An 11,855-nucleotide genomic window follows, 5' to 3' on the forward strand; every position below is an offset into this window, starting at 1 on the left:
TGTACGCAAAGATATGGCTTATTTTGAACTATTTGAAAGGTCTGCTGTTAATTTATTCCTATTTATTATATGTGCTAAAGGGTATAATGCAGCGCCTAATATTAGCCATATAGGATTTTTAGAAACTCCTTTTTGAGGTAGAATTTTATAAATCTTTATTGTTTGTAAAAAAGAGACAATATAATACACAAGCATAAGCGAAAATGCTATAATGCTTAATTGTAAACAAACTACAGCAATTTCGGGTAACTTGTTGTTTTTTAAAATGAAATATAAAGGAAGTAATATAGCTCCAGCTATGTAGAAAATAAGTGTAAATCTAGCATATTCGTTGTAGTCCTTTAATATTTCTTTTGATTCTGTTGTTTGTTGTTCGTCTAAAACGTTTTTCTCTGTAAAATGATTTTTTTGTTTTAATACGTTTACAACAGATTCAGGAAGATCTTCTTTAGATATTCTGTCGTCTTCAGAATTAGCTTTTTTATTGAATAGCTTTTTTAATGGCTCTGTTATATGATCAAATTCAAACAAACCTCTATCAGCTGTAGCTCTTCGTGTTAAAAAGATACCTAATGGTAACATAATTAGGGTAGAGAACCAAGCGGCAAGTGCAGGATTTATACTGCCGTCACTAGCACTGTTTTTAGCAAAAATACCAATAAAGTGATAGGTTAAGAATAGTAATATGGCTATTACCATAGGTAAACCTATACCACCTTTTCTAATTAATGCTCCTAATGGCGCTCCTACAAAGAATAGAATAATACATGCAAACCCTAAAGCAAGCTTTTCATGTAATGCAATAATATGCTTGTTTAGTGAAACGCTTTTAAATTTTAAGAAAACACCTTTTGAGTTTATTATTTGTTTTGAGCTTTTTACCGAGTTTATAGCGAGGTTAATGATTTGTACTTTTTTTGATGTTGCAAACAAATCTAGAACAGCGCCATTGTAGTCTTTATCTTGACTTAATGAATCAGTTTTCTTTTTGTTAGTATCTTTTTTTGTTGTGTTAACACCATGATTAAGAACCGGTAGGTTGGTACGGTTATATAGGTTTGTTGTAAGTTGATTATAATCGTTTTTTAAATCAACTTTAAGCGAATCTATACTGTAATTCAAATCAGATATATTAAGCATGTTATACTTATCTGAAATGTTTTTTTCTTCAAGATCGTTTACATTGTATTCTGATAAATCTATATTGATTACATATTTATCAAAGGCGCTTTTTTTCATAGGGCGCTTTTCTCGATCTTTAAAATCTTTTGGAGGTGTATCATCATAAAAATAACCGTTGTATAATATCAACTTTAGTACGTCTGATGATTCTTCTCCTATTAATTCTCCTGTTTTAGATATAATTACAGTGTGGTTACCTTGAGTGCTACCGCTTTTTTCATGAATAATAACATCTTCTAAAAACTGACCTCTATCGCCACTTTTTTTGGCAACCTTGATATTGTATTTATTGCCTATTTCATTAAACTGCCCTTCAGCAATAACCATTGCTGGTTTAAGTTTAGCAATGTTTTTACGAAGGTTGTAGGAGTTGTATTCTGCCCAAGGAATGACATTATTACTAAAGAAAAAGGTAACAATAGCCAAGCCTAGAATAAAAATGCTTAAACCAGTCATTGCTCGCTGAAGAGAAATCCCGGTTGATTTCATTGCTGCAAATTCATAATTTTCAGCAAAGCTCCCAAACACCATAATAGATGCAAGTAGTATAGTAAGCGGTAATACTAACGGAATTAGTTTTGGTGAGAAATACAGTAAAAATTTTGCAACTACTAATATGTCTAAATCTTTACCAGCTAACTCTTTAATGTATAGCCAAATGGTTTGTAATACAAAAATCAGCATAAGAATAACAAATACGCTGATAAAAGTTTTTAAGTAAGAGGTTAGTATGTAGCGGTCTAAAATTTTCAAAAGAATCCCTAGTCTAGTTTATTTATATAGTAATTTTTGTATTTGCTTTTATCAAAAGTAAATAAGGTTTTTGATAAGGGTTCGTTTGTTTTAAAAGAATTAACAGTTAATGTTGTTTTTACACCGTTTTTCCCTATTTGAATTAGGTTGTATATATGCTTTGTTTGAGCATCAATTCCTAATAATACATTTTTTATTTCAGAATCAGAGTCAATAGGTGTTAGTTTTACATATTGAATATTGCGACCTCTTACATTTTGAACAATATCCATTTTGTAAGTATAGCCATCTTCGTAAAATGAAAGCATTTTACTTGGTGTTATGCTATTTTCGTCATCACCATTTTCTTGAGAAACTGTTACTTCTTCATCATCAGGGCTGATGCTGTATAGTGTTTTTCCGTCAAAAATACGTGTAGACCCTAATATGTTTAAACGGTATTTGTCTCCTTGCATAGCAACATCACCACGTGTTTCTTGTTTGATGTTTTCTGATAAGTTTTCTAGTGCATATTTAAAGTCTATTGATATGTTTTCATAGCTTTTTACTTTTGCAGATACTTCATCAAGTAATGATTTAGCTTTGTTTTGGGCAAATGTTGTAGTGCATATTGTAAGCGCTAATAATGCAATAATCTTTTTCATTTTATTAAATTTCATTTTCTAAAAGTTGGTCTAATGCTGTTAAATCAGGAACAAGAACTTGTCTAGCTTTACTGCCTTCAAAACCACCTACAATTCCGGCAGCTTCTAATTGATCTATTATTCTTCCGGCTCTGTTGTATCCTAGTTTAAGCTTACGCTGTAATAAAGATGCAGAACCTTGTTGTGCTGTAACAATAATTTCAGCAGCTTCTCTAAAAAGTTTGTCTCTGTCAGCTATATCTATATCAATACTTGTGCCACTTTCCTCACCAACATACTCTGGCAGCATATATGCATCAGGATAAGCTTTTTGCGATCCGATGAACTCTGTTATTTTTTCTACTTCAGGCGTGTCAACAAAAGCACATTGTATACGAATCATATCGTTTCCTTGTGTGTAAAGCATATCTCCACGACCTATAAGCTGATCTGCTCCAGAACCATCTAGAATTGTACGAGAGTCTATTTTTGATGTTACTCTAAAAGCTATTCTAGCAGGGAAGTTTGCTTTAATAATACCTGTAATAACATTTACCGATGGACGTTGTGTTGCAATAATTAAGTGAATACCAATGGCACGTGCTAATTGAGCTAAACGCGCTATAGGTGTTTCTACTTCTTTTCCTGCGGTCATTATTAAATCGGCAAACTCATCAACCACAAGTACGATGTATGGTAAAAACTGATGCCCGTCATTAGGGTTTAATTTTCTAGCTTTAAATTTAGCATTGTACTCTGCAATATTTCTACAAAGCGCATTTTTAAGCAACTCGTAGCGGTTGTCCATTTCAATACATAAAGAATTTAATGTATTGATAACCTTTGTGTTGTCTGTTATGATAGCATCTTCACTATCAGGTAGTTTTGCTAGGTAGTGACGTTCTATTTTATTGAAAAGCGTAAGTTCTACTTTTTTAGGATCAACTAATACAAATTTTACTTCAGCAGGATGCTTCTTATAAAGTAGTGATGTAAGCACAGCGTTTAACCCAACAGATTTACCTTGTCCTGTGGCACCTGCCATAAGTAAGTGAGGCATTTTTGCCAAATCAACGACAAAGGTTTCGTTACTAATTGTCTTTCCTAATGCAATAGGTAGTTGCATTTCGGCTTTTTGAAACTTTTGCGAAGCAATTACTGATCGCATAGAAACGATAGTTGAGTTTTTATTAGGAACTTCAATACCAATAGTACCTTTTCCAGGAATAGGGGCTATGATTCGAATTCCTAAAGCTGAAAGCGATAGGGCAATATCATCTTCTAAATTTTTAATTTTAGATATTCTAATACCTGCTTCAGGAACAATTTCGTAAAGAGTTACAGTTGGTCCAATTGTAGCTTTAATACTAGCAATACCTATCTTGTAGTTGTTTAAAGTTTCTACAATACGATTTTTGTTTTCTTCAAGTTCTTCTTGGTTAATGGTGATGCCTTCGGTTTCATATTTTTTAAGAAGCTCTAATGAAGGGAATTGGTAGTTGCTTAATTCTAGAGTAGGGTCAAATTGACCAAAATCTTCAACTAACTTGTTAGCAAGATTATCAGTTTCTGATAGCTCTTCTTCAACATCTTCAACCTCAATTTTCATTTTAGGCTCTTCATCTTTGTTGTTTTCTTGAACTGTCTCTAGTTTTAATTCCGGTTTTTCAGTTTCTTTAGCTGTTGTAATTGATGGTTCTTCTTCCTCTTTTTTGTTGCTCTCTATTTGAAGATCAAAGGCAGATTTAATATCTTCTGCTTCAGCGGTTAAATCGTTGTCTATTGGAGTAACAGTTTCATCTTCTGAAATGTCGTCAAGGTTGTTTTTAAGTTCGTTTTTGGCAGATTTGAAAAACGTTTTAAAACTATCAGCAGTTACTTTAAAACGAATGGCTAAATAAGTAATAAGACCGAAAACAAGTAATAAAACGGTTCCTATTTTACCTAGATAATCTTGTAAAAAAGTGTTTATTTCATAACCTATCGTTCCGCCAAGAATGTCTAGTTTATTTGTAAAGAAGCCAAAAGTAATTGAAAACCAAATAACGATTAAGGTTCCCCAAAACCAATGTCTTCGAAGTTTGTTTTTGTTGATATTGGTTATAACATAAACGCCAGATAAGAATATTAAACCAGAAAAGATAAAAGACGCAATACCAAAGCCTCTTTTAATGAAAAAATCACTTAACCAAGCCCCAGATTTACTTAACCAATTTTCAGTTTTTACCTCTCTTGATGTAAATTCAGATAGTGCACTTTGATCTGCATTACCTGTAAAAAAGTAAGATACAAAAGCAATAAACAGTAAAAGTCCTAGTAGAATAAGAAAGCTACCAAATACCAGTTTTTGTTGGTTAGATAGATTAAAGCTAGGAACTTTAAAATTGAGTTTACGTGTTTTTTTTTGTTTGGTCTTCTTCTTTGCCATTCAAGCATTATTAGGTTAGCAAAAATACAAATAACTAACGTTTATCCTAAAGGTATGTTATATTAAAATAACTTGGGTAAATAAATAATAGCACCTATTATTATTGCAATAATAGCAAATAAAAAAACAGCACCCGCAGCTAGGTCTTTTATTAGGCCTATTTTAGGGTGATGTTCTGGGTGAATAAAATTGGCAACTTCTTCAATAGCAGTATTTAACCCTTCAATTGCAATGATAATTCCAATAGTTAGTGTTTGTGCAATCCATTCGGTTGGAGATAGGCCTACAACGTATCCAATTCCAGTCATAACAAGTCCAATGCAAACTTGAACTTGTATGCTGGATTCAGTTTTTATTAAGAATAAAGCGCCTTTAAAGGCGTAGCCAATGCTTTTTAATCTATTTATAAAAAAAGACTCTTTTTTAGTCATTCATTAAGGCGTCTAAAGCAGCTTTGTAATTAGGTTCATCTACAATTTCAGAAACTTGTTCTGTGTAGCTAACAGTGCCATTTTCGTCTACAACTACAATACATCTAGAGTGTAAAGCTTCTAAAGGTCCGTTTGTAAAATCTAAACCATAAGCTTTGCCAAAACTTCCGTCTTTATAATCAGAAAGAGAGATAACATTATCTAGCCCTTCAGCGCCACAAAAGCGTCCCATAGCAAATGGTAAATCACGAGAAATACATAAAACCTTTGTGTTTTCAAGTTGGCTAGCTTCTTTGTTAAAGGTTCTAACAGAAGTTGCGCAAGTGCCAGTATCAACACTAGGAAAAATATTAAGAATTACTTTACTTCCGCTAAAATCAGAAAGAGACTTTGTTTCTAAATCTGTGTTTGTAAGTTTAAAATTAGGAGCTTTAGATCCTACTTTAGGTAATGTTCCTGATGTTTCTATTTTGTTTCCTTTTAAGGTTACTGTAGCCATAATTGTTTCTTTTTAAAATTTTACTAAAAATAATAATTTAATAAGTCTATAAAAGAAAATTACCATAGGTTTTTGCTAAAAATTTTTGATGCATGATACAGTTTGTGTAGCTAAAGTTATCTGAACCTGTTAAAAAGTTGTTAGTGTTTTGTTAAACAGTGCTATGCAAACATCCAGCATTTGATGATGGGCGTAAATGATTAAAACAAATCTATAAACATAAATTTTTTACCTATGAAATTATCAAAAAAATTATTTGCAGCATTATTATTTATGGGCTTTTTAGGGCTTTCTCAAACAACTTTTGCTCAAAGTGCAGAAACTAAAACCGAAGAAAAAACTGAAAAAGAATCAACTGTAGAAAAAACAGAAACTAAAGAAGCTACCACTGCTACATCAAAAAAAGAGCATGAAGCAAAAGCAACAGAAGAGAAGCAGGTTGATAAAAATGCAACAAAAGAAGACGAAGAGCAATAAAATATAATTGTAAAACCTCTTTTTTATTAAAGCCTTATAATGCAAAGTTATAAGGCTTTTTTTTATTGTTTAATTAGTTGCTTTATAAGTTATATCTATACTGTTATAATTTTAAATATATTACTTCTATAAGGTATTCTCCTTTGTAATAACTAACTTTAAGAAGTTATAATTCTTAAAATCAAAAATATATGAAAGATAATCAATCAACTGGAGGTAAATGCCCATTCATGCATGGGGGAAATACAGCTACAGATAAAACAGTAACTGAATGGTGGCCAAATGCATTAAATTTAAATATTTTACATCAGCACGATACCAAAACCAATCCTATGGGAGAAGGCTTTAGTTATCAAGAAGCGCTAAAAAAATTAGATGTGGCTTCATTAAAAAAAGATTTACATAATTTAATGACAGATAGTCAAGATTGGTGGCCTGCAGATTGGGGTCATTATGGCGGATTAATGATACGTATGGCTTGGCATGCAGCTGGAACATATAGAGTTTCAGATGGTCGTGGTGGTGGTGGTACTGGGAATCAGCGTTTTGCGCCGCTTAACTCTTGGCCTGATAATGTAAGTTTAGACAAGGCAAGACGTTTATTATGGCCTATTAAGAAAAAATACGGAAACAAAGTAAGTTGGGCAGATCTAATAATTCTGGCAGGAACAATAGCGTACGAAAGTATGGGATTGAAAACTTTTGGTTTTGCTTTTGGTAGAGAAGATATTTGGCATCCAGAACAAGATATTTATTGGGGAGCCGAAAAAGAGTGGTTAGCACCTAGTGACGAACGCTATGATGATGTAAATAGCCCAGATACAATGGAAAACCCTTTAGCAGCTGTACAAATGGGATTGATTTACGTTAATCCAGAAGGAGTAAATGGTAAGCAGGATCCAATGAAAACCGCTGCGCAAGTAAGAGAGACTTTTAAAAGGATGGCTATGAATGATGAAGAAACCGTAGCATTAACTGCTGGTGGTCACACTGTTGGTAAAATGCATGGTAATGGCGATGCTAGTATACTTGGGCCAGATCCTGAAGGAGGAGCTATAGAAGAGCAAGGTTTAGGTTGGTCTAATCCCACTAGAAAAGGTAAAGGAGCAGATGCAGTTACTAGCGGATTAGAAGGAGCCTGGACAACACATCCTACAAAATGGGATAATGGTTTTTTTGAAATGCTATTTAATCATGAATGGGAACCTAAAAAAAGTCCGGCAGGAGCTTGGCAATGGGAGCCAGTTAGTATTAAAGAAGAAGACAAACCGGTTGATGTAGAAAATCCTTCAATACGTCATAATCCAGCAATGACAGATGCAGATATGGCAATGAAAGTAGATCCGGTATATAGAGAAATTTCATTAAACTTTAAAAAAGATTTCAATGCGTTTTCTGATGCTTTTGCTCGTGCTTGGTTTAAATTAACACATCGTGATATGGGGCCTAAATCAAGATATTTTGGACCAGACATCCCGCAAGAAGATTTAATTTGGCAAGACCCAATTCCAGAAGGAAAAAGCGATTATAATGTTGAAGCTGTAAAACAAAAAATAGCAAATACAGGTTTAATCGCATCTGAAATGATTACTACAGCATGGGATAGTGCTAGAACCTTTAGAGGATCTGATTTTAGAGGAGGAGCAAACGGTGCTAGAATACGCTTGGCTCCACAAAAAAGTTGGGAAGGCAATGAGCCAGAAAGATTGTCTAAAGTTTTATCAGTATTACAGCCAATTGCAGACGAATTTGATATAAGTATAGCAGATACCATTGTGTTGGCAGGAAATGTAGGGTTAGAGCAAGCTATAAAAAAAGCTGGTTTTGATGTTGCGGTTCCATTTTTACCTGGAAGAGGAGATGCAACTGAAGAAATGACCGATATAGAATCTTTTGAGTCTTTAGAACCTTTGGCTGATGGTTTTAGAAATTGGTTGAAAAAAGATTATGTAGTTAGCCCTGAAGAATTATTGTTAGATCGCGCTCAACTTATGGGATTGACAGCACCTGAAATGGTAGTTTTAATAGGTGGTATGCGTGTAATAGGTACAAACTACGGAGGAACAAAACACGGAGTTTTCACTGAAAATGAGGGTGCTTTAACAAATGATTTTTTTGTAAACATAACAGATATGAGTTATTCGTGGAAAGCATCTAGTAATGGTATTTATGAGGTTTGTGATAGAGATACAGGCGCCGTAAAATGGACGGCGACACGAGTAGATTTAGTATTTGGATCAAACTCTATTTTGCGTGCCTATGCTGAATTGTATGCACAGGATGATAGTAAAGAAAAGTTTGTAAAAGATTTTGTTGCAGCTTGGACTAAAGTTATGAATTCAGATAGATTTTAATTATTGATATTGAGTATAACAAAAAAGCCACTTCTATTAAGAAGTGGCTTTTTTATTTTGAAAAAAAATTAGTCAATGTTTATTTATCAATTGATCCTAGTACACGTTTCATAAAGCTGTTAAGAGCTTCTTTTTGAGGTGTTCCATTTTTAATCATTTTATTAACTTCAATAGCGCCATACATATTAGAGATTAGCTCTCCTATAACATCAAGTTCTTCGTCTTTAAGAGAAGGTACTTCTGTTAAGTCTTCAAGCGTTTCAATAGTTTCTAAAACAAAATCTTCATCATTGTTTTCTATAAACTGTGTAAGGTGTTTAATTACTGGTAACTTCATTGACTAAATCTTTTAGTACATCAAATTTGTTTGTCTGCACTTGGTTTACAATTTTTCCGTTTTTAAACGCAGCAAATGTTGGTAAATTACTCACATCAGCTAATTGTCTTGATTCAGGAAACTTTTCAGCATCTACTATAACGTAGGTGTCGTTTTCATTTTCTGTAGCTAGTTTTTTAAACTTTGGTTTCATAATTCTACAGTTACCGCACCAAGTGGCAGAGTATTGTACAATCACAGTTTCATTGTTAGCTACAATGTTTGATAAATTGTCTTGATCTAATTCTTGTAACATAATAAATAAAATTAGTTTAAGTGAGCTTTAAGGTATTCAGCTGTTCCTTTAGCATTAGCTTGCATTGCTTGTTTTCCTTCTTCCCAGTTTGCTGGACAAACTTCTCCGTTTTTTTGAACGTGAGTTAAAGCATCAATAATTCTTAAGTATTCATTTACGTTTCTACCTAAAGGCATGTTGTTTATGCTTTCGTGTTGTACAGTTCCTTCTTCATCAATAATGTAAGTAGCTCTGTAAGTTACGTTGTCACCTTCAACAGTTACAACACCTGTTTCTTCGTTGTAAGTTTCGTTTGTAATATCTAAAATACCAAGCGTAGAAGCAAGATTTCTGTTAGAGTCAGCCAATAAAGGGTAAGTAACACCTTCTATACCACCATTGTCTTTTGCAGTACTTAACCAAGCAAAATGTACTTCAGGTGTGTCACAAGATGCGCCTATAACTATTGTGTTGCGTTTTTCAAATTCAGCTAATGCAGATTGAAATGCGTGTAATTCAGTTGGGCAAACAAAAGTAAAATCTTTTGGGTACCAAAATAATACTACTTTTTTGTTGTTGTTTTTTGCTTCTTCAAGAACGTTTACTTTAAAAGTATCGCCCATTTCATTCATTGCGTCAACGTTTAAATCTGGGAATTTTTTTCCTACAAATGCCATATTTATTTTTTTTAATTTAGATTAATAATACTGCGAAGCTAACTATTATTTGATCCTTTATGTATAGTTATTTATTATATAAAATTATATTAGTATAACTTAATGGAATAGTGTTAAAAAATCAAGTTTTTTTTTATTTACTTGATAATTTTAGTGTGTCAATATTATCAAATAATCAAAAACAGTGTTAAACCGTTGGTTTAATGATTTTATTTAGAAGTAAGTTGTTTTATTTTAATTGAGAATGCAGCGAACAACAATGTCATAAAAGGGCTTAACCAGTTAAATATGGCAAAGAAAAAGTAATCTACAACAGGTACGCCTAAAACACCACTTTGATAAGCGCCACAAGTGTTCCAAGGGATTAATACAGAGGTTACAGTACCAGAGTCTTCTAATGTTCTACTTAAATTTTCAGGAGCAAGGCCTTTGTCTTCATAGGCTTTTTTAAACATTTTGCCAGGTACTACAAGAGCAAGATATTGATCTGAAGCAGTAACATTAAGAGCTAAACAGCTAGCAACAGTACTAGCAAATAATCCAAATGTGGTTGTAGCTAAACTTAATAATGCAGTGCTAATTCTAGATAAAGCTCCGATAGCATCCATTACGCCACCAAAAACCATAGCGCATATAATTAACCAAATGGTGCCAAGCATGCCAGACATACCGCCAGCAGAAAATAAATCATTTAATTCGGCACTTGTTGTTTCTACAGCTGTATCTACGGTCATTGCTTTCATGACACCTTTGTATGCTGATTCAAAAGTAAGGCTGTTTGCTTCAGCTATATTAATTACAATTTCAGGTTGAGCTATAATTGCTGTAATACCACCTAAAAGTGTACCAACGAGTAGTGCTATTAATGGTGATGTTTTCTTAATTATCATAAAAATAACTAATACAGGAACAATAAATAACCAAGGAGAAATGTTAAACGCAGTTCCAATTGCGGTTAATTTGTCAGATATATCAGGGGTTCCATGTGTGTCAATATTTAAACCTATTATAATGAAGACAATAAGCGTTACAATAATTGTAGGAACAGTAGTAAAGCTCATATATTTTATATGATCAAATAAATTAGCTCCTGCCATAGCAGGAGCAAGGTTTGTTGTGTCGCTTAAGGGAGACATTTTATCTCCAAAATAAGCTCCAGATAAAACAGCTCCAGCAGTCATGCCAAGAGATATACCTAATGTGTCACCTATACCAATAAGGGCAATACCTACAGTAGCAGATGTTGTCCAGCTACTTCCGGTAGCTATAGATATGATAGCGCAAATAATAACACAAGCAGGTAAAAATATTGTAGGATTCAGAATTTGTAATCCATAATAAATCATACTTGGAATTATACCGCTAATGAGCCATGTTCCTGCTAAAGACCCTACCATTAATAGTATTAATATAGCTCCTGTAGTTGATTTTACATTTTCAGCAATTTCATTCATCATTTGTTCGTAAGACACTTTGTTGAAAAAACCCACAATGGCAGCTACTGCAGCGCCTAATAATAATATAAATTGATTGCTTCCGCTTAAAGCGTCATCACCAAATACAAAAAACACATTATAGAAAAGCATCACTACTAAAGCAAATACAGGGATTAATGCTTCCCATATATTTAATTCTTTGTTTTGAAATATTAGCTCGTCTTGCGGCTTTTTTGGTTTTATGTCTTTGCTCTCCATTTAGAAAATATGAATTGTTTTGGTTTGTAATGTTACAATATTATTAAAATTTATGCAAATGCTAACTTGAACGACTAATTTCTGGTTTCATCGATTTTTTAATGTCAAATTCATTACTAAAAATAC

11 protein-coding genes are annotated in these 11,855 nt (G+C 33.0%); 2 read left to right on the top strand and 9 right to left on the bottom strand.

The annotated features are described in order from the left end of the window. Nucleotides 1–18: 18 nt before the first annotated feature. The 5 genes from ACN5J3_RS09180 to tpx all read right to left on the bottom strand — a co-directional run bounded on the left by ACN5J3_RS09180 (nt 19) and on the right by tpx (nt 5,916). Nucleotides 19–1,935 carry an LptF/LptG family permease gene (locus ACN5J3_RS09180; protein ID WP_417290152.1) on the bottom strand — a complete coding sequence of 639 codons (1,917 nt, stop codon included), beginning with the start codon at nt 1,933–1,935 and terminating at the stop codon, nt 19–21. Between the two features lie 8 nt (nt 1,936–1,943). Further along, the gene (locus tag ACN5J3_RS09185; RefSeq protein WP_417290153.1) at nt 1,944–2,579 is read right to left on the bottom strand and encodes a LolA family protein; all 636 of its coding nucleotides are present in this window, start codon (nt 2,577–2,579) and stop codon (nt 1,944–1,946) included. 4 nt (nt 2,580–2,583) lie between these two features. Beyond that, nucleotides 2,584–4,986, bottom strand: a complete 2,403-nt coding sequence (locus tag ACN5J3_RS09190; RefSeq protein ID WP_418511542.1) for a DNA translocase FtsK 4TM domain-containing protein — start codon at nt 4,984–4,986, stop codon at nt 2,584–2,586. 62 nt (nt 4,987–5,048) lie between these two features. Next, nucleotides 5,049–5,417 carry a diacylglycerol kinase family protein gene (locus ACN5J3_RS09195; protein WP_344730153.1) on the bottom strand — a complete coding sequence of 123 codons (369 nt, stop codon included), beginning with the start codon at nt 5,415–5,417 and terminating at the stop codon, nt 5,049–5,051. Next, nucleotides 5,410–5,916 carry a thiol peroxidase gene (gene tpx / locus ACN5J3_RS09200; RefSeq protein ID WP_418511543.1) on the bottom strand — a complete coding sequence of 169 codons (507 nt, stop codon included), beginning with the start codon at nt 5,914–5,916 and terminating at the stop codon, nt 5,410–5,412. Before tpx ends, ACN5J3_RS09195 begins: the two co-directional genes overlap by 8 nt. Nucleotides 5,917–6,150: 234 nt before the next feature. Between tpx and ACN5J3_RS09205 the strand changes: the two genes are divergently transcribed. Next, nucleotides 6,151–6,393: a hypothetical protein gene (locus ACN5J3_RS09205; protein ID WP_344730161.1), complete on the top strand. Its 243-nt coding sequence runs from the start codon at nt 6,151–6,153 to the stop codon at nt 6,391–6,393. Between the two features lie 191 nt (nt 6,394–6,584). Beyond that, entirely contained in the window at nt 6,585–8,747 is a 2,163-nt protein-coding gene (katG, locus tag ACN5J3_RS09210) for a catalase/peroxidase HPI (protein WP_418511545.1), read from the top strand. 79 nt (nt 8,748–8,826) lie between these two features. Here katG and ACN5J3_RS09215 read toward each other — a convergent pair whose 3' ends face one another. The 4 genes from ACN5J3_RS09215 to nhaC all read right to left on the bottom strand — a co-directional run bounded on the left by ACN5J3_RS09215 (nt 8,827) and on the right by nhaC (nt 11,729). Further along, entirely contained in the window at nt 8,827–9,084 is a 258-nt protein-coding gene (locus ACN5J3_RS09215; RefSeq protein WP_344730167.1) for a DUF6952 family protein, read from the bottom strand. Further along, on the bottom strand, nt 9,065–9,379 hold the full coding sequence (locus tag ACN5J3_RS09220; RefSeq protein ID WP_417290157.1) for a thioredoxin family protein: 315 nt from the start codon (nt 9,377–9,379) through the stop codon (nt 9,065–9,067). Before ACN5J3_RS09220 ends, ACN5J3_RS09215 begins: the two co-directional genes overlap by 20 nt. An 11-nt stretch (nt 9,380–9,390) precedes the next feature. Further along, on the bottom strand, nt 9,391–10,035 hold the full coding sequence (locus ACN5J3_RS09225; protein WP_344730171.1) for a peroxiredoxin: 645 nt from the start codon (nt 10,033–10,035) through the stop codon (nt 9,391–9,393). 209 nt (nt 10,036–10,244) lie between these two features. Beyond that, the gene (gene nhaC, locus ACN5J3_RS09230) at nt 10,245–11,729 is read right to left on the bottom strand and encodes a Na+/H+ antiporter NhaC (RefSeq protein ID WP_418511546.1); all 1,485 of its coding nucleotides are present in this window, start codon (nt 11,727–11,729) and stop codon (nt 10,245–10,247) included. Between the last annotated feature and the right edge of the window lie 126 nt (nt 11,730–11,855).

The sequence above is a fragment of the Corallibacter sp. genome (assembly GCF_048381695.1).
Taxonomy (GTDB): domain Bacteria; phylum Bacteroidota; class Bacteroidia; order Flavobacteriales; family Flavobacteriaceae; genus Corallibacter; species Corallibacter vietnamensis.